Annotated in this window: 17 protein-coding genes; all 17 read right to left on the minus strand. The window is 70.2% G+C overall.

Annotated elements, in window-relative coordinates; genetic code table 11:
• Positions 1–6: 6 nt before the first annotated feature.
• Positions 7–960 (minus strand): CPBP family intramembrane glutamic endopeptidase, encoded by a 954-nt coding sequence (locus EPY72_RS01485; RefSeq protein WP_135805343.1) that lies wholly within the window; start codon positions 958–960, stop codon positions 7–9.
• Between the two features lie 274 nt (positions 961–1,234).
• Positions 1,235–2,398 carry a molecular chaperone DnaJ gene (dnaJ, locus tag EPY72_RS01490; protein WP_134670741.1) on the minus strand — a complete coding sequence of 388 codons (1,164 nt, stop codon included), beginning with the start codon at positions 2,396–2,398 and terminating at the stop codon, positions 1,235–1,237.
• Between the two features lie 186 nt (positions 2,399–2,584).
• Positions 2,585–4,504, minus strand: a complete 1,920-nt coding sequence (gene dnaK, locus EPY72_RS01495) for a molecular chaperone DnaK (protein WP_134670740.1) — start codon at positions 4,502–4,504, stop codon at positions 2,585–2,587.
• A 170-nt stretch (positions 4,505–4,674) separates the two neighbouring features.
• Positions 4,675–5,337 (minus strand): nucleotide exchange factor GrpE, encoded by a 663-nt coding sequence (locus EPY72_RS01500; protein ID WP_134670739.1) that lies wholly within the window; start codon positions 5,335–5,337, stop codon positions 4,675–4,677.
• Between the two features lie 44 nt (positions 5,338–5,381).
• Positions 5,382–5,837 (minus strand): luciferase domain-containing protein, encoded by a 456-nt coding sequence (locus tag EPY72_RS01505; protein WP_135805344.1) that lies wholly within the window; start codon positions 5,835–5,837, stop codon positions 5,382–5,384.
• Positions 5,838–5,925: 88 nt separating this feature from the next.
• On the minus strand, positions 5,926–6,405 hold the full coding sequence (locus EPY72_RS01510; protein ID WP_280177944.1) for a Mut7-C RNAse domain-containing protein: 480 nt from the start codon (positions 6,403–6,405) through the stop codon (positions 5,926–5,928).
• A gap of 2 nt (positions 6,406–6,407) precedes the next feature.
• On the minus strand, positions 6,408–8,171 hold the full coding sequence (locus tag EPY72_RS01515; RefSeq protein WP_135805345.1) for a DNA polymerase/3'-5' exonuclease PolX: 1,764 nt from the start codon (positions 8,169–8,171) through the stop codon (positions 6,408–6,410).
• A 36-nt stretch (positions 8,172–8,207) separates the two neighbouring features.
• Entirely contained in the window at positions 8,208–8,645 is a 438-nt protein-coding gene (locus EPY72_RS01520; RefSeq protein WP_134670736.1) for a DUF5788 family protein, read from the minus strand.
• A 55-nt stretch (positions 8,646–8,700) separates the two neighbouring features.
• Complete coding sequence (locus EPY72_RS01525; RefSeq protein ID WP_135805346.1) at positions 8,701–9,861, minus strand: XdhC family protein; 1,161 nt, start codon at positions 9,859–9,861, stop codon at positions 8,701–8,703.
• A gap of 1 nt (position 9,862) precedes the next feature.
• Positions 9,863–10,681, minus strand: a complete 819-nt coding sequence (locus EPY72_RS01530; protein ID WP_135805347.1) for a Rossmann-like domain-containing protein — start codon at positions 10,679–10,681, stop codon at positions 9,863–9,865.
• On the minus strand, positions 10,678–12,045 hold the full coding sequence (locus EPY72_RS01535) for a VWA domain-containing protein (protein WP_135805348.1): 1,368 nt from the start codon (positions 12,043–12,045) through the stop codon (positions 10,678–10,680). Before EPY72_RS01535 ends, EPY72_RS01530 begins: the two co-directional genes overlap by 4 nt.
• 3 nt (positions 12,046–12,048) lie before the next feature.
• Entirely contained in the window at positions 12,049–13,011 is a 963-nt protein-coding gene (locus EPY72_RS01540; protein WP_134670732.1) for an AAA family ATPase, read from the minus strand.
• Positions 13,008–14,114: an XdhC family protein gene (locus EPY72_RS01545; protein WP_135805349.1), complete on the minus strand. Its 1,107-nt coding sequence runs from the start codon at positions 14,112–14,114 to the stop codon at positions 13,008–13,010. Before EPY72_RS01545 ends, EPY72_RS01540 begins: the two co-directional genes overlap by 4 nt.
• Before the next feature lie 70 nt (positions 14,115–14,184).
• Positions 14,185–16,680: an aerobic carbon-monoxide dehydrogenase large subunit gene (locus EPY72_RS01550; protein WP_209019594.1), complete on the minus strand. Its 2,496-nt coding sequence runs from the start codon at positions 16,678–16,680 to the stop codon at positions 14,185–14,187.
• Entirely contained in the window at positions 16,677–17,342 is a 666-nt protein-coding gene (locus EPY72_RS01555; RefSeq protein ID WP_135805350.1) for a (2Fe-2S)-binding protein, read from the minus strand. The genes EPY72_RS01550 and EPY72_RS01555 overlap by 4 nt, the downstream gene beginning before the upstream one ends.
• The gene (locus tag EPY72_RS01560; RefSeq protein ID WP_135805351.1) at positions 17,339–18,226 is read right to left on the minus strand and encodes an FAD binding domain-containing protein; all 888 of its coding nucleotides are present in this window, start codon (positions 18,224–18,226) and stop codon (positions 17,339–17,341) included. The genes EPY72_RS01555 and EPY72_RS01560 overlap by 4 nt, the downstream gene beginning before the upstream one ends.
• Positions 18,226–18,819: an SRPBCC family protein gene (locus EPY72_RS01565; RefSeq protein WP_209019593.1), complete on the minus strand. Its 594-nt coding sequence runs from the start codon at positions 18,817–18,819 to the stop codon at positions 18,226–18,228. The genes EPY72_RS01560 and EPY72_RS01565 overlap by 1 nt, the downstream gene beginning before the upstream one ends.
• Positions 18,820–18,928 lie beyond the last annotated feature (109 nt).

An 18,928-nucleotide genomic window follows, 5' to 3' on the forward strand; every position in this document is an offset into this window, starting at 1 on the left:
TTCGGCTCACGCCCACTCGACGCCCAGCCCCTCGTGGATCACGAACTCCAGCGCGTTGATGAGGTAGTGGGCGACCACCACTACGAGGAGGCTCCCCGTGAGGACGAACGCCGCCGCCAGCGCGAACCCGAGCACGCCGGTCACTGCCACGCCGCCGGGGCCCTGAGCGCCGTGGCCGACCGCGAACGCGACCGAGGAGGCGATCGCCAGTGCCCACGGCGAGACGCCGAAACCGGCGGCGAACGCGCCCACGAGCGCCGCCCGGAACAACAGCTCCTCGAACCCCGCGATGATGGGCAAGACGACCCCGAGCAACACCGCCCACCCCCGGAGGGTCTCGGGCGCGAGGTGGGCCCGGAGGCTCTCGGAGTAATCGACCCCGGTCGAGTCGAGCACCGACGCGCTCAGTTCGTTGGCGACGTAGAGCGCGACGCCGACCGCCGCCCCGGCCGCGAGCGCCGGCGGGCCGACGCTCCACGGATCGCCGACCGCCACGCCGAGGTCTGCGGGCGGGATCGACGCGAACCACGCCGCCCCGATCACGACGACGCCGAAAAAGCCCTGACTCACGGCGACGTTCGCCAACAGCGCGCCGGTCGACAGCGCGTCGGCGGCCGGCGACCGCCGGGCGTCGACCTCGGCGCCGTTCGGCCCCCACGGGCCGTCGCCGGGGGTGTCCTCGTCGCGTGCGCGCGCCGATTTCGCCGGGTCGTCCTCGACGGTCACGCCCGGCGGGTCGTTCCACCCGTCGCTCGCGCCCGCCCGTCGCTCGATCCGGGCCGCGCCGGTCGCGGGCGTCTCCGGGCGGGGCTCGCCGTCGCGGTCCGGGGACCGGTCGCGGTCGTCCCCGCCGTCGGGGTCGTCGAACATCGCGGCCGAGGCCCGCGCGAGGAGGACGAGTAGCCCGAGAACGAGCATGGTGACCGCGGCGAACGACTCGTACTGGGGCGGTGTCGCCATCGGGCGTGTCTACGCACCCCGCCGGCAAAAATCGGTGCCCTCCGGACGCGTCGGTTCGGGCGGCGTCGAGGGCAGACGACGGATTGCTCCCCGCTTTCCAATCTACAGCGTTACGCGACGAGCGCCGAGAGGCGGAAATCAGCGACAGCGCGCCGAAGACCCGCACACGAGCGAGTGGACCAAGCGACGACCGAAGCGGAGGGAAGAGCCCAGCGTTTTTGTCGACGTTTTGCGAGCGGGCGCCGTTTAGGGCGCGAGCGTAGCAAAAGGCCGTCTAGAAGGTGTTTTTGATCTTCTCGAAGAAGCCCTGCTCGACGTCGACCTCCTCGCCGCCGGCCTCGGCGAACTGTTCGAGCGCCTCGCGCTGTTCGTCGTTGAGGCTCTCGGGGGTGACGACCTGAACCTGCACGTAGAGGTCGCCGTGACCGCGCCGCCGGAGTCGGGGCATTCCCTTGCCCTGCAGGCGGAACGTCTCGCCGCTCTGGGTGCCCGCGGGCACGTCCATCTCGACTGTGCCGTCGAGAGTCGGCACCGCGACGGTGTCGCCGAACGTGGCCTGCGGGAACGAGATGGCGTGTTGGTGGTGGAGGTCGTCGTCCTCGCGCTCGAAATCGGGGTGGTCCTCGACGTCGATTTCGATCAGGAGGTCGCCTTTCGGCCCGCGGTTCTCGCCGGGCGCGCCCTCGCCTTCCATCTGGAGGGTCTGGCCGGTCTGGATGCCGGCGGGCACCTCGACCGAGAGGGTGGCCTCGCGGTCGACCACGCCGTCGCCGGCGCAGTCCGAACACGTCTCGTCGTAGATTTCGCCCTCGCCGCCACAGTGCCGACAGGTCTGGGTCTGCTGGACCCGCCCGAGCGGGGTCTGCTGGACCTGCGTGACCTGCCCGCGGCCGTTGCACTCCGGACAGGTCCGGGAGTCGGTCCCCGGCGGGTGGCCGTCCCCGTCGCAGGTGTCACACCGCTCGGGTCGCCGGACGGTGACCTGCTTTTGGACGCCCTCGTAGGCCTCTTCGAGCGTGATCGAGAGCCGGGTCCGGAGGTCCTGGCCCTTCTGCGGGCGGTTCGACCGCTGACCGCGGCCGCCGCCCCCGAAGAACTGCTCGAAGATGTCGCCCATGCCGCCCTGTCCGCCCATCCCGCCGAAGGGACCCTGTCCGCCCATCCCGCCGGCGCCCGCCCCGCCGGGGCCGCCGTCGAAGCCGCCGCGCTTCTGGGCCTGCTCGAAGCGCTCGTGGCCCATCTGGTCGTACGCTTGGCGCTTCTCCTCGTCGGTCAGCACCTCCTTTGCCTTCTGAAGCTTCTTGAACTTCTCCTCGGCGTTCGGGTCGTCGCTCACGTCGGGGTGGTAGTCGGTCGCCTTCTCGCGGTAGGCCGATTTGATCTCGTCCTGGTCGGCGTCCCTACTCACGCCGAGTATGTCGTAGAAGTCCTCGCTCATTGGTTGTCAGTCGGTAAAAGTCGGAGTCACTTCAAGGGTCCGTTGGCGCGATGCCCGCGCGGTCGGATTCGCACTCGCCCGGAGACGGCTTACTCTTCGTCGTCCTCTCCGGGAGGCTCGCTACCGCTCGCTTCCCGAGATGCCGAAAGACTCGCTACGCTCGTCTTTCGAGTCGACGAAAGCGACTCACTCTTCGTCGTCCTCTTCGACGTCCTCGAAGTCGGCGTCGACGTACTCGTCGTCGCCCGGTTCCGCGCCGCCCGCGCCGCCGGGTCCGGCCTGTCCGCCCATGCCGCCCGGTCCGGCGCCAGCGCCCGCGCCCGGACCGGCGCCGGCTCCGGCACCGCCCGCGCCGGCCTGGGCCTGCTGTTGGTACATCTGCTTGCCGATCTCCTGAAGCTCCTCGGAGAGGGACTCGGTGGCGTCTTCGAGTTCCTCCTTGGAGGCGTCCTCGTCGGCCAGCACTTCCTGGACCGCCTCGATCTCGGCCTCGATGGTCTCGCGGAGGTCGTCGTCGACGTTCTCCTCGTTCTCCTCGAGGAGCGTCTCGGCGCGCTGGACCGCGCTCTCGGCCTCGTTGCGGGCCTCGATGCGCTCGCGGCGCTGCTGGTCTTCCTCGGCGTGCTGTTCGGCCTCCTGTTGCATCTCCTCGATCTCATCGTCCGAGAGGCCGGCGCCGCCCTCGATGGTGATCTCCTCGGAGTTCCCCGAGCCCTGATCCTCGGCGGAGACGTTGACGATGCCGTTCTCGTCGATGTTGAACCCGACCTCGATCTGCGGGGTGCCGGCGGGCGCGGGCGGGATGCCCGTCAGCTGGAACTCCCCGAGCAGTTCGTTCTCCTCGGCGATCTCGCGCTCGCCCTGGAACACCCGGACCTGCACCGACGTCTGGTTGTCCGCGGCCGTGGTGAACACCTTCGACTCCTCGGTCGGGATCGTGGTGTTTTTGTCGATGAGCCGCTCGAACAGGCCGCCCTTGACCTCGATGCCGAGGCTGAGCGGCGTCACGTCGAGCAACACGATGTCGTCGACGTCGCCCGACAGGACCCCGCCCTGGATCGCCGCGCCGAGCGCGACGGCCTCGTCGGGGTTGACGTTCTTCTTGGGCTCCTGGCCGGTCATCTCCTCGACCTTCTCTTGGACCTGGGGCATCCGGGTCGAGCCGCCGACGAGGATGACCTCGTCGATGTCGCCCTTGTCGTAGCCCGCGTCGTCGAGCGCTTGCTCGGTCGGGTCGACGGTGCGGTCGATGAGGTCGCTGGTGAGGCTCTCGAACTTCGCGCGGGTCAGGCTGTCCTCGAGGTGGACCGGGCCGTCGTCGGTCGCCGTGATGAACGGGAGGTTGACGTCGGCCTCCTTCCGGGAGGAGAGTTCGATCTTGGCTTCCTCGGCGGCGTCCTTGAGCCGCTGGAGGGCTTGGCGGTCCTCCCGGAGGTCGATGCCGTGGTCGTTCTCGAACTCGTCGGCGAGGTGGTCGATGATCGCTTCGTCCCAGTCGTCGCCCCCGAGGTCGTTGTCACCGTTGGTGGCGACGACCTCGTAGACGCCCCCGCCGAGATCGAGGATCGAGACGTCGAAGGTACCCCCGCCGAGGTCGTAGACTAAGACCGTCTGGTCGGACTCGTCGTCGAGGCCGTAGGCCATCGAGGCCGCGGTCGGCTCGTTGACGATGCGCTCGACCTCGAAGCCGGCGATCTCGCCGGCGTCTTTGGTCGCCTGGCGTTGCTTGTCGTTGAAGTACGCGGGGACGGTGATGACCGCTTTCTCGACGTCGTCGCCGAGGTACTCCTCGGCGTCGCGCTTGATCTTCTGGAGGATCATCGCCGAGATCTGCTCGGGGGTGTACTCCTCGCCGTCGATCTCGACGGTGTAGTCGTCCTCGCCCATGTGGCGCTTGATCGACTGGATCGTGCGCTCGGGGTTCTGGACGGCCTGATTCTTCGCCGGCTTGCCGACGAGGCGCTCGCCGTCGTCGAACGCGACGACCGAGGGCGTGGTGCGGTCACCCTCGCCGTTGACGATGATCTCCGGGTCGGCGCCCTCCATGACCGCGAACGCGCTGTTCGTGGTACCGAGGTCGATGCCCAGAATTTTGTTGCTCGCCATCTTGTTCGATACGTTGCGGATTCTTCCGTTTAAGCCTTGCTAGTCCGGGCGTTCGAGGGCGCAGAACGATCCGGACGCTGTCTTGCGGTTTCGCCGCTCACCGTGGTCGAGAATCGCATACTTATATATCCGACCGCAATTGTACTGGTCGTCCGGCGGGCCGCCCCGACTCACTCCTCGGCGTCGCCGGCCTCGCTGACCGTGACCTGCGCCGGCCGCAACACCTTCTCGCCCATCTCGTAGCCGGGCTGGTAGACGTCCGCGACGGTGCCCGGGGGTCGGTCGCTCTCGACTCTCATCATCACCTCGTGGCGCTGGGGGTCGGTCTCGGCGCCGGGCTCGGGGTCGATCGGGGTCACGTCCTCGTGCTCGAACGCCCGGTCGAGCTCTTTGAGCGTCATCTCGACGCCCTCGCGGAGGCTCTCGACGTCCTCGTGTTCGGAGTCGAGCGCGCGAACGAGGTTGTCCCGGACGTCGAGGAGGTCGGTCACGAGGTCCTCGGTCGCGGTCGCCTCGATCTGTTCTTGGCGCTTTTTGGCGCGCTTTTTGTAGTTCTGGAAGTCGGCCTGCTTGCGCTTGAGTCGGCTCTCGAGGTCCTCGGCGCGGTCTTCGGCCTCCTCGCGGGCGGTTTCTAGCTCCGCGAGGTGGGCCTCCAGATCGGTCGCGAGGTCGGCGTCCTCGACTGCGACCTCGGCCACGAGTCGAGTGCTCTCGGGGGCGAGGGTCCCGTCGCCGTCGGCGCCGTCGGTCGCGCCCGGTTCGGTCGCCGGCTCCTCGGCGTCCGTCTGCTCGGCGTCCGCGCGCACCTGCTCGGTGGCTTCCTCGTCGGTCATACGCGATACAAACGGCCGGGCGCGTTTAAGGGTTCAGAAACAGGTCACTCGCCGGGTCGGCGCCGCTCGAACGCCTCGACCACCTCGTCGCTGGCGTCGAGTTCCGCCAGTTCCGCCTCGACGTCGACGTTCTCGAACTTCTGGGCTCCCGCGGGCGTCCTCTTCAGCGTGTTTACGTGGTAGAGGTACGACAGCCGGAGCAGCCAGACCGCGTGGTCGACGTCGCCCTCGTCTCGGATATAGCGCGTCGTCCACCCCGACTCGGGGACGACGTGGTGCTCGCCCGTCTTCCCCGCCTCGATGAGTCGGTCGCGCAGGCGCTCGGTGAACGGCACGTCGACGATACCCCAGCGGTGGACGTGGCCGACCTCTCGGGGCCCGACGGTGAACTCCCGCCCCTCGAAGCGGTGTTCGTTGGTGGTGACGTGGGGCCACGCGGCGACCGTCTCGATGATTCGGTCCACGAGCCGCGCCGCCTCCCGTTGGTCTATGTCCCCCATGATCTCTGGTCGGAGACACGGCGTCGGGAAACTTAACCGCCGTGCCCGTCTGGGGGCCGCCGGGCGAACTCGGCCGACCGCCGGCCGATCACAGCCCCGACAGCGTCTCGGCGACGTCGACCCAGTGGCTCCCCTTCCAGAAGCACTGGCCACAGGAGGGACACCGCCACACCCGACGCGCCCCGGTCTCGGGCGCGTACGACGGCGTCCGGGCGTCGGCGTCGACCTCGACGAGAGCTCCGTTGCACTTCGAACACCGCGCCGGCTCCGAGAGGGCCAGTTCGAACCCCGCCTTCGATAGCTCGCGGAGCTGGTCGATCACCTCACGCGACTCGACGAGCAGTCCGTCGGCGCTCGCCGCCAGCTCGGCGTCCCGGGTCACGAGCAGTCGACCCTCGGCGTCGGCGAGGTCGGCCAGCGCGTCGTCGGCCTCTACCCCTCGGTCGAGGGCGTAGGCCGCGTCGTAGCCCGCCATCCGGAGGTAGGTCGCGAGCGTCCCCAGCATCGCATCGAGCACCACCGCGGTGTCGGCGGGGGTCCGTTCGGGCGGGTCGGCGTCTCCGGACACGGTCAGTGGAGGAACTCCCGGACCCCGTCGGCGTCGCGGGCGTTGAGCACGTCGGCGGTCTCGGCCCACCCGCGACGGGCTGTGTGGACGCCGTACCGGACGTTTCGGTACTCGGTGGGCGTGTGGGCGTCGGTGTCGATCGCGATCGTCGCGCCCGCCTCGACGGCCCGCTTGACCGCGCTCCCCCACAGGTCGAGGCGGTGAGGGTTGCTGTTGATCTCCAGCGCGGTCTCGGCGTCGGCGGCGGCGCTCGCCACGGCCTCGACGTCGAACTCCAGCCCGGCGCGGCTGTTGAGCATGCGGCCGCTCGGATGGCCGAGCACGTCGACGTGAGGGTGTTCGACCACCGCGGTCAGCCGGTCGGTGGCGTCGCCCTCCAGCCCGCTGTGGGGCGAGGCGACGACGCAGTCGAGGTCCGCGAGCAGGTCGTCGGCGACGCTGATCGCGCCGTCGGCCTCGACGTTCGCCTCGACGCCGACGAACACCTCGACCGGGAGGTCGGCGGCCTGCTCGCGGACCTCGGCGGCCTGTTCGCGGATCGCCGCGTCGTCGAGGCCCACGCCGCCGACCATTCCGGGGCCGGTGGCGTGGTCCGAGATACAGACGTACTCGTGGCCGAACTCGGCGGCCGCCTCGGCCATCTCCGCCACCGAGAGGTCGCCGTCGGACCACTCGGTGTGGACGTGGAGGTCCCCGCGAATCTCGTCTTCGGCGAGGAGTTCGGGGAGTTGGCCGGCCGCCGCCGCGTCGATCTCGCCGCGGTCCTCGCGGAGTTCCGGCGGGACGTACGGGAGATCGAGCACCTCGTACATCCCGGCCTCGGAGTCGCCGGCGACGCGCTCGCCGACCCGCTGGCCGGAGTCGGGGGCCGCCGGCTCGTCGGCGTCGGCCCCCTCGAGGTCAGAGACGTCGAACGCGCCGTACTCGTTGAGCTTGTATCCCCGCTCGATGGCGTAGTTGCGAAGCCGGATGTTGTGCTCCTTGCTACCGGTGAAGTACTGGAGCGCCGAGCCGAACTCCTCGGGCACCACGACCCGGAGATCGACGCGCTGGCCGTTCGAGCGAACGCTGGCCTTGTCGGTGCCGGCCTCGATGACCTCGTCGGCCCGCTCCCACTCGACGAACGCGTCGATGACCGCCGCGCGGTCCTCGCTCCCGGCCAGCACGTCGACGTCGCCGATCGTCGGCTTCCAGCGCCGGAGCGATCCCGCGAGCTCACACCGACCCGCCTCGGGGATCGACTCGACGAAGCCGAGCACTGCGTCGCCGACCGGCCGGGCGTCCCCGAGCAGTTCGCGGCGCTGGGTCTGTCGTGCGAACGGAATCCCGTCGAGGATGTTCTGCTCGCTGGTCTCGCCGTAGCCCGACACCGTCCGGATCTCGCCTTCCCGGGCGGCGGCTTCGAGGTCGTCCAGATTCCTGACGTCGAGCGCCTCGAAGAGGTCTCCGACCGTCCGAGGGCCGACCCCTTCGACGCTGGTGAGTTCGGCCATCTCGACCGGCAACTCGGCTCGCGTCTCGTCTAACTGCTCGAAGCTCCCCGTCTCGACGGCTTCGACGACTTTCGCCGCGATCGAGCTTCCGACGTCGGGTATCTCCTCGACCGCCTCCGGCCCGTCGGCGGCCAGTTCCTCGATCGCGGCCGGGTAGTCGCGGATGCTCTCGGCGGCCCGCCGGTAGGACTTGGGCTTGTAGCTGACGTCCTGGGCCGCGAGCAGATCGGCGTACTCCTCCAGGAGCCCCGCGACCTCGGCGTTGCGTCTCATGGGCGGTCTGTCGTGTCCGGGACGTAAAGAACTGGCTCAGAGCCGGCCGCGCCCGCCCGCGTCCTCGCGGCCGAGCGCCTGCTTGAGAAACGACATCCACCGCTTCTGGTCGGCGGCCTCCTGTGCGGCGGCCTCGCGTTCGAGGTCGGTCGGCCCGAGGCTCTCGAGGGCGTTTAGCGCCCGATCGATACCGACGATCGACTCGACCAGCCGCTCGCCCTCCGCGAACGTGATGTCGCCGTCCTCGATGCGCTGTTTGCGCTCGATGCGCTCGCGCCGGAGGTTTCGCTTCGCGCGCTCGACGCGGTCGCGCTCGCCGCTCGGCACCGTGTCGCGGCGCTTGATCTCGAAGACGAACTCCTGGAGCTCGACCGGCTCGCCCTGCACTTCGATGGTCTCGGGGATGTCGGCGCCGACGGTCGCGCCCTCCCGCTCGACCCGCTCGAGTAGCTGTTTGCGCTCGAACTCTTGCACGACTCTCACTCGGGGTGCCAGCGACAAAAATTCGCCGGGCGCGGCTCGGGCGCGGTCACTCCCCGTCGGACGATCCGTCCCCGCCGAGGTCGATCCGGTCGTGGATGTGGCCCTCGCGCTCGCGCAAGTGGCCGGGCGTGCGGCCGTTCGCGACGGCGAGCGCCTCCGCGACGATGCTGTGGGCGATCTGGTACGGCGACCCGCCGCCGAGATCGAGCCCGATCGGCGTGTAGAGTGCGTCGAGGTCCGACTCGTCGACCGACGCCGGGAACTCCTCGGCCATCCGCTCGAACCGTTCGTGAGGGCCCATGAGACCAATGTACGGCGCCGGCGAGTCAAGCAGCGCCTCGACGGTCAGCTGGTCGTCGACGAAGTTGTGGGTCATCACGACCGCGTGGGTGCGCTCGTCGAGGTCGAGCGCCTCGTCGATGCTCCCGGGCGAGGTGGTCACCGTCCGGTCGGCCGCCGGGAATCGCGACTCGACGTCGACGCCCCCGCGGAAGCCGACGACCGTGACCCGGAAGTCGTTTTTCGCCGCCAGCTCGGTCACCGGCCCCACGTCGTGGCCCGTCCCGAAGATCACGAGGTCCGACGGCGCCGCGAGCCCGTCGACGAACAGTTCGAGCGCGCCCTCACGGACCCCGAATGTGTCCGACCGGCCGCGCTCGGCGAGTTCGGCTCCCGGGGTCGCGAGCTCTCCGGTCGGCCACTCGTCGGCCGCCGAGCCGTCCGGTAGGACGAGTCGGTCCTCGTCGGGATAGTAGTACGCCCGGTCGCCGCGCCGGAAGCGGTCGCTCTCGTCGGACAGGACGGTCACGATCGCGACGTCCCGTCCGGCGGCGAACGCCTCGACCGCCGGCCGGTAGGTCTCGTCGAGCGGTTCGAGCAACACGTCGATGACGCCGTTGCAGCCGACGCCGAGCCCCCAGACGTCCTCCTCGTCGTCTTCCATCAGGTCGTAGGTGACGAGTTCGGGTCGCCCGGACTCACGGATGCGGTCGGCGGCCGCGAGGAGGTCGTTTTCGAGACAGCCCGCGGTGATCGAGCCGACGCCGGTTCCGTCGTCGTCGAGGAGCATCTTCGCCCCCGGGCGCCGGTAGGCGTTGCCCTCGACGTCGACGACGGTCGCGAGGACGTCGAGGCCGTCGGCGTCGAGTCTGTCGGCGACCTGCTGTACGACTTCGGTCTCGGGAACGCTCCAGTTGCTCTCGGACATGTTATGGGGTGGATCGCAGTCGAATCGTCGATGGCGGTTCGCGGGCGGCGTACACCTTCCGGACGCCGCGGTCGTGGAGGGCCGTGCCGCAGTCGCCGTCCGCGACCGCGGCCCGGACGCGGTCGGGCGCCGCGACGTGCGCGCCCGCGATCACGTCGGCACCGGCGTCGAACAGCGACCCCGGGAGCCCGGACGCGGTCGCGCCGACTACCACCACCGCGGCGTCGTCGGGCGCGGCCGCGAGATACCTCTCGAGGCCGCCGTACACGAGCGTCGAGCCGGTGATAAAGACCACCTCGGCGCCCGCCATCGCCGCCGACGTCTCCTCGGGATCGAAGGTCCGGAGGCTGACGCCCTCGGGCGTCGAGACGTCGCCGACCGGCGTCCGCTCGACGACCCGGACCGCCACGTCGTCGAACTTCCGGAACGCGGGGCGAAACAGCCCGACCGTGACGACCGTCTCGACCGACTCGTCGAGCAACGCCATCGGATCGCCGGTCCGCCAGTCGACGTGCGGGGCCGAGAGGGCGTTCAGCGTCGCGACGCCCGCGGCCAGCGCGACGCTGTCGGGCGGGTCGTCGCCGGCCCCGGCCGACCGGACCGGTGCGAGAAGCGACTCGACGGTCTCGCCGAGTTCGGGGACCTCGCCCGGCGGGCGGTGAGCGAGCCCGGCCGACGGCTCCGCGCCCGATCCGGTCTCGTCGGTGACCTCGACGAGCACCGCCGACTCGCCGACGGTGACCCCGTCGAGGCGACTGCCCGCGAGGTGTCCCCGCCGATCGAGTTCGTCGGATATCGCCGACAGCAGGCGGTGGGTCACGCCGAGTCACCCCCGTCGGCGGCGCTCGCGGTCCGTCGCGGATCGTGCTGGTACCCGACCGACCCCCCGAGCCCGCGGGTCTCGATCTGGCGGGCGGCCTCGGCGAGGTCGTCGGCCTCCGCGAAGCCGAACAGGCCCTCGACGTACGGCGCGACCGTCGACATTCCCCGGGAGGACGGCTCGAACGCCGGCGAGACCGCGAGGGGGTTGAGCCAGACCACGGCGCTCGCCCGGTCGGCGAGCCAGGTGATCCCCGCTTCGAGGGTTTCGGGGTCGCCGACGTCGAGCCCGTCGCTCACCACCACGACGACCGTCCGGCGGTCGACCGCGTTCGGGGCCGACCGCCGGAGCGTCTCGAAGGCGTGGCCGATCCGGGTCCCGCCGCCCCACTCGACGCTCGCGGCCCGCAACGCGCCGGCGGGGTCGCCGTCCGCGCGTTCGACGGCGTCGGTCGCCTCCACGAGGTCGGTGTCGAACAGGAAGACCCGGGCGTCGAGCGCGCGACTCGCCGTCCGCTCGGCGAGCGCGAGCAGTGCGCTCCGGTCGATCGTGTCCAGCACCGAGCCGCTGACGTCGACGAGCAGACAGCACCGGAGCTCGCTCGGCGTCGGCTCGGTCCGGGGGAGCTCGACCGGGACGCCGCCGGTCTCCAGACTCGCCCGGAGCGCGCCCCGGGCGTCGACCGCCGGCCCCGCGGGGGCACGACGACGACGGCGCCCGGGCAGGGTCGCGAGCGCGTCGACGAACCTATCGACGGCCGCGCGGCCGGCCTCGGACGCCGCGGGCGTCGCGGCGTCGACGAGTTCGCTCCCGCCGACCGCGCTGTACCGTCTGGCGTCGGCGTCCCCGGAGGCGGCCGCCCGGTCGCCCGAGGCCCGCCGACGCTCGGTCGGGATTCGGACCTCGACCCGTCCGTCGCCGTCGCCGTCCATCTCGGGCGGGTCGGCGTCGGGGAGCAGGTCGGGATCGTCGGCCCCGCCGTCGGCCGACTCGCGGTCGCCGTCGGCGTCGTCGCCGCCCGCGGCCGTCGGGCCGCGCTCGGCGGTCCCGATCCGGTCGAGACCCGTCCGGAGCCGGTGCCAGAACTCGGGGAACGCCTCGTCGAACGCCGCCGCGTCGGCCGCCGCCGAGAGGAGCGTCGCGCGGAGCGCGGCCTCGACCCGACGCTCGTCGCCGAGCCCGACCCGCGCGAGCGCTCGCGCGGCGTCTTGGGACGCCGACGCTGGCACGTCGACGTTCTCGCGGCGCAGGTCCCGAATCAGCCGGAACAGCTCGGTCAGGACGTGCGTGCGTGCCGCCCGGAAGTCCGGGACGCTCTCCTCGCCCGCACGTCGCTCGATGCCCGAGTCGGGATCGCCGGCCATGGCTCACTCGATCCCGTCTGCGGCGTTCGCCGCGGCGTCGTGCAGTCGGTCGAGCAGTTCGGCGTCGACCCGGCTCACGTCCTCGGCTTCCTTCAGCAGACAGCCGATGGTGCGTTCGATCTCGTCGGTCGACAGCGGCTCGTCGGACTCCTCGTGGCGGAGTCGGGCGACCGCCCGCGCCCAGTCGAGCGTCTCGGCGACGCCCGGTTGCTTGAGAAACGACTCCTCGCGGAGCGCCGCGACCACGCCACACACCTCGGCGGCGACGGCCGCGTCGAGTTCGGGCACCTTCCGGCGGACGATCTCGTGTTCGGTCTCGAACGACGGCGGTTCGACGTGGAGATAGAGACACCGCCGCTTGAGCGCGTCGCTCAGCCCGCGCGTCCGGTTCGACGTGAGCACCACGATCGGCGGCCGGTCGGCGCTCACCGTGCCGTACTCGGGGATCGACACCTGAAAGTCCGACAGCACCTCCAGCAAGAACGCCTCGAACGCCTCGTCGGCCCGGTCGATCTCGTCGATCAGCAAGACCGGCGGCCGATCGCCGTCGGTCCGGAGCGCGCGCAACAGCGGCCGTTCGAGGAGATACTCCTCGCCGAACACCGACGAGCCCCGCGAGCCGTCGCTCGGCGAGCCCGAGCGGCCCGCGACCGACCCCTCCTCGCCCTGCACGGCGAGCAGTTGCTTGGTGTAGTTCCACTCGTAGAGGGCGTTCTCGGCGGTCAGTCCCTCGTAGCACTGCAGGCGGATCAGCTCGGTGTCGAACCCCGCCGCGAGAGTCTTGCCGAGTTCGGTCTTGCCGCTCCCGGGCGGTCCCTCGACCAACAGCGGTTGGCCGAGCTGGAGCGCGAGCGAGACGGTCGTCACGGTGCGGTCGTCGGCGACGTAGTCGGTCCGCTCGAACCGCTCGCGGAGGTCGGCCTCGGTCACCGAGTCGAAGGCTCGGGCGGCCGTCCGATCGCTCACGCGTTCACCTCCCGGTCGAGGTACGACGAGGGGTCGGACTCGAACGAGTCCGCACACCCTCGACAGCAGAAGTGGTACGTCCGCCCGTCGTGGTCGACCGACGCCGCGGCCGCCGCCGGATCGACCGCCATCCCGCAGACTGGGTCGACCGCGGTCTCCTCGGCCGACTCGGTCGGCGGGGCGTCGGCCTCGTCGTCACCGGCCGCCGGGTCGTCGGCCGCGTTCGACGGGGCGGCCTCGCCCTCGGCCGGGCTCGCCTGCGAACGCACGTCGACGATCTCAGCGAGCAGGCTCGCGGCGAGTTCGGCCGGCGTGCGGGCGCCGATGTCGACGCCCGCGGGGTTCGTGACCGCCTCGCGGACCGTCTCGGGGTCGCGGTCGAGCAGGCCGGCCGCCCGCTCGATCTCCTCGTCGGCGCGCTCGTCGCTCGCGATCAGCCCGACGTACGGCGCGTCGGCCGCGACGCCGGCCGCGATGGCCCGGGCGTCGTACTTGCCCATCGAGGCCGCGACGACGAGGGGCGCTCGCCCGGCGGCGTCGGCGATCTCGTCGGGCTCGACGGTCCCCAACACCTCGGTGCGATCTGGCACGTCGGCGACGTCCCCGTCCGCGGCGACGAGCGTCACGTCGACCGCGAGTTCGTCGGCGAGCCGCGCGAGCGATCGGGCGACCGGCGAGTCGCCGACCACGATCAGCTCGGTCCGGGGCGCCACGGGTTCGAGGTAGATTTCGAGCACGCCCTCGCTGTGACACCGCATCGGGAACGCCTCGAGGCCCGGACGGTCGATCGACTCCGGATCGGGGGCGATCCCGATCAGCCGCGGGGCGCCCGCCTCGATGGTCTCGCGGCCCTCCCGGGCCACCACCGACTGGGCGCAGGCCGCCCCGCCGACCCAGCCGTGGAGTTCGCCGTCGGGGGTCACCACCGCGCGGTCGCCGACGTTCGAGGACACCGGCGGCTCGCGCCGGACCACCGTGGCGCGGGCGTACGGCTCCCGGCGGCGCTGTAGTTCGTCTTCGAGCGTCGATACGTCGCCGTCGTCGATCGCGCTCCGGTCGGTCGCGTCGGGCGCTCGGCCGTGTGGCGTCTCGTCGTGTGACATCGTGGTGTAGTTTCACAGGGGTTCGCGCGGGGCGTCGGTCGCCCCGCCGTCGGTGCGTCGGCGTCGTCGATCAGTCGTCGGCGTGCTCGCCGTCCTCGACGCTGAACTCGACGTTCCGGGCGGGCTGGTGGCTCAGCCCGACCTCGTCGAGCTTCTCCCAGACCACGTCGGGTGTCATCGGCATCTCGACGTGGCTGACCCCGGCCTCGGACATCGCGTCGACGACCGCGTTGACGATGGCCGGCGGCGAGCCGACCGTCGGCGACTCGCCGACGCCCTTCGCCCCGATCGGGTGATGGGGCGAGGGCGTGACGGTGTGGCCCGTCTCGAAGTTCGGGATCTCGTTTGCGGTCGGAAGCAGGTAGTTCATGAAGTCGCCGCCGGTGACGTTGCCGTTGTCGTCGTAGGTGACGTGCTCCATCATCGCGGTGCCGATCCCCTGTGCGAGTCCGCCGTGGATCTGGCCCTCGATGATCATGGGGTTGATGCGGTTGCCACAGTCGTCGACCGCGACGAACTTCTCGAAGTCGACCTCGCCGGTCTCCCGATCGATCTCGACGACGACGATGTACGACCCGAACGGGTAGGTCATCTCGGGCGGGTCGTAGTAGTTCGTCGCCTCCAGTCCGGGCTCCTCGCCGCCGGGGTGGTTCATGTAGGCGCCGGCCGCGATCTCCGTGATGGTGATCGAGCGGTCGGGCGCGCCGGCGACGTGGAACTCGCCGGACTCGCGGTCCCACTCGATGTCTTCTTCGGCGGCCTCCAGTTCGTTGGCCGCGATGGACTTGGCCTTGTCCCGGACCTTGCGGGCGGCGACGGCCGCCGCCGCGCCCGCGACCGGAGTCGACCGCGAGCCGTACGTGCCCAGCCCGTAGGGTTCGGTGTCTGTGTCGCCGTGCTCGACCGTGATGTCGTCGACGTCCATCCCGAGTTCCTCGGCGACGATCTGGGCGAACGTCGTCTCGTGGCCCTGTCCCTGCGTCTGGACGCCCACGCGGAGGACGGCGTTGCCGGTCGGGTTCACCCGGAGGTCCGCGGAGTCGAACATCTCGATGCCCGCGATGTCACACTGCTTGCCCGGTCCCGCGCCGACGACCTCGGTGAACGAGGAGATGCCGATTCCGATCAGTTTGTCGGCGTCCTCTTCGAGGCGGCGCTGTTGTTCCTCGCGGTAGTGCTCGTAGTCGGCCATCTCGAGGGCCTTGTCGAGGGCCTTCTCGTAGTCGCCCGAGTCGTAGTTCCACCCGGTCGCAGACTCGTAGGGGAACGCCTCGGACGGAATGAAGTTCTTCCGCCGGATCTCGGCCGGATCGACGTCGAGTTCGTCGGCGAGCACCTTCACCATGCGCTCGATGAGGTACACCGCCTCCGTGACCCGGAACGAACACCGATAGGCGACCCCGCCGGGCGCCGTGTTGGTGAACGCCGCCGTCAGCGAGCCGTGGGCCGCCTCGATGTCGTACGAGCCGGTGAAGATGTTGAAGAACCCCGCGGGGAACTTCGAGGGCTGGGCCGCGGCGTTGTACGCGCCGTGGTTGGCGAGCACGTCGACTTTCACGCCCTTGATCTCGCCGTCCTCGGTGGCCGCGAGTTCGCCCGTCATGTCGTAGTCGCGGGCGAACCCGGTGGTCTGGATGTTCTCCGAGCGCTCCTCGACCCACTTGACGGGCTCTTCGAGCACGTACGACGCCGCGGCGGCGACGACGTACCCGGGGTAGATCGGCACCTTGTTGCCGAACCCGCCCCCGACGTCCGGGCTCACGATCCGGACCTTGTGCTCGGGGATGCCCGACACCTGCGAGAACAGGGTCCGGTGGGCGTGGGGCGCCTGGGAGGTCATGTGGACGGTCATCTTGTCCTTGCCGGGGTCCCAGTCGGCGACAGCCCCGCAGGTCTCGATCGGCGCGGGGTGGAGCCGCTGGTAGAGCATGTCCTCCTCGACGGTGACGTCGGCTTCCTCGAACACCCGGTCGGTCTCCTCCTTGTCGCCGGTCTCCCAGTCGAAGATGTGGTTGTCCTCCTGATCGTCCAGTTCGTCCCGGACGAGCGGGGCGTCGTCTTCGAGCGCCTCCTCGGCGTCGACGACGGGGTCTAGCACGTCGTACTCGACTTCGACCTTCTGGGCGCCGTCCTTCGCGGCGTAGCGGTCCTCGGCGATCACCGCCGCGACCTCCTGGGACTGGAACTTCACCTTCTCGTTGACCAGCACGTCCTGGGTGTCGTCCATCAGCGTCGGCATCGTCGCCAGGTCGTGGGCCAGCAGGTCCTCGGCGGTCAGTACCGCGACGACCTCGTCCATCGCCTCGGCCCGCGAGCCGTCGATCTCCTCGACTCTGGCGTGGGCGTGCGGGCTCCGGACGATCTCGCAGTGGAGCATGCCGGGCTTTTTGATGTCGTCGACGTAGTCGCCCCGGCCGGTGATGAACCGCTTGTCCTCCTTGCGGTTTACCTCCTCGCCCATGCCGCCGCGGCCGTGCCCGCAGTGTTTCTCGGGCTCGGGCCCGTCGTCTTCGGGGTGCTGGTACTCGGTGTCGGCGTCGGGCGCGCGTTCGCGATCGGAGCTCACGTCTCCTCACCTCCGAGGTACTCGCGCTCGAACTGATCGCCTGCGTGGTCCCCGCCGGACGCGTCGGGACCGCCACAGCAGTCTTCGAGCCCGCAGAACGTGTCGGCCTCGCCGCCGGCGTCGGCCGAACGCTCGCCGTCGGCGGCCGCGACCGCCCCGCCGTCGGTGGCGGCCCGGGCGTCGAGTTCGTCTGCGGCGTACTCGATCGAGCGCACGATGTTCTGATAGCCCGTACACCGACAGAGGTTGCCGCTGATCGCCTCCCGGATCTCGTCTTCTTCCGGCTCGGGGTTCTCGTCCAACAGCGCCTTGCCGGCCATCAGCATCCCCGGCGTACAGTACCCACACTGTAGGCCGTGTTCCTCCCTGAAGCCTTCCTGAAGCGGGTGGAGGTCGTCGTCGGCCGCGGGCAGGTCCTCCATCCCCTCGACGGTGAGGATCTCGGCGCCGTCGGCCTGCGTCGCGAACATGAGACAGGACTTGATCGGTTCGCCGTCTTTCAACACCGTACAGGCGCCGCAGTTACCGGTGTCGCAACCGATGTGGGTGCCCGTCAGGTCCAGGTCCTCGCGGATCGCGTGGACCAGCAGTCGTCGGGGCTCGACCTCGACGGTGTGTTCGGTGCCGTTGACCGTCAGCGTGATCTCGGTTTCGTCAGTCATTGTGTCACCTTCCGTCTGACCGCGCCGGCTCGCTCCGCGGCGTCGCCGAGCGCGCGCTGTGCGAGCACGTCTACCATCCGTTCTTTGTAGTCGGCCCCGCCGTGCTCGTCGGACTCGGGGTTCGACGCTTCTGCGGCGAGCTCGCCGGCGGTCTCGAACAGGTCGGCGCTCGGGCGCTCGCCTTCGAGGTGTTGCTCGGCGTCGGTCGCCTGCGCGTTCGTGATGTCGACCGCCGTCATGCCGATCCCGGCGGTCTCGATCCGACCGTCGTCGTCGAGCACGAGCCGGGCGCCGACCCCGGCCATCGCGTAGTCGCCGGTCTTTCGCTTGAGCTTGTGATACGCGCTCCCCTCGCGGGGCTCGGGCGTCGGGATCCGGACCTCGGTGATCAGTTCGTCCTCGCCGAGGGTCGTGTCGTACGGCAGGAGGAAGAACTCGTCGGCCGGGATGACGCGCTCGCCGTCCGGGCCCTCCGCGACGATCTCGCCCTCGTGGGCGAGCAGGACGCTTCCCCAGTCGCCTTTCGGGTCGGCTTGGGCGACCGACCCCGCCACCGTCCCGCGATTCCTGATCTGCGGGTCGGCGACGAGCGGCGCCGTGTCGGCGAAGCTCCCGTACCGCTCGTCGATCAGGTCCGAGTCCTCGACGTCGGCGTGACGAGCCAGCGCCCCGAGCTTCAGATAGCCGTCCTCCTCCCGGAGGTAGTCGAGCGAGTCGATGCCGTTGATGTCGACGACGACGTCGGGGTTCGCCAGCCGGAACCGGAGCATCGGCACGAGGCTCTGGCCGCCGGCGAGGATCGTCGGATCGTCGAGGCTCTCTAGCAGGCTCGTCGCCTCGTTTGTCGTCGTCGGCTCGTAGTGTTCGAACGGTGCGGATTTCATCAGAACATCCCCCGAATCCTGTCGGTGACGCCGGAGTCGGTCTCCTCGACGTCGGTCATCTCCGACTCGATGGCGCCGAAGAAGTTGTTCACGATCTTGTCGGCGACCGGATTGATGACCCGACCGCCGAGCTGGGCGATCCGCCCGGAGATGTCGGCCTCGGTCCACCACTCGATCCGGGAGCCGTCGCCGTCTTCGAGCTCGTGGATTCGCATCCCCGAGTCCATGCTGAAACCGCTGCTGCTGGCCGATCCCGAGCCCGTGGCGGTCATCTCGAACGTCTCGTCGTCGCGGTCTTCGATAGTGACCGTCGTCTCGAACTTCGGTTTCACGCTCCCGACGCCGACCTGCATCAGCGCCGCGTAGTCCCGGCCGGCCTCGAACGCCCGGTCGGCGACGGCGTCGGCGTCCGCCTCGGGGAGAGTCTCGACGCCCTCCTCGGCCTCGTAGCTGTCCCACTCGAAGTCGTCGTCCATCGGCGTGATGTACTGACACCCCTTCAGCGCGTCCCGGACCGCGATCGGGTCCGAGAGGACGACCCACGCCTTGTCCGGCGGTACGTCTTCGAGCTCGAACTCGCCCTCGAACTCCATCAGCGATCGCCTCCGTTCGGTCGCGTCGATCGATCGCTCGACACCGTCATCTTTTATACCCCGCCACTATGAGCATACTATTACCACGCCATATGCTATGCCGTACCAC

Source organism: Halorussus marinus, assembly GCF_004765795.1.
Lineage (GTDB): Archaea > Halobacteriota > Halobacteria > Halobacteriales > Haladaptataceae > Halorussus > Halorussus marinus.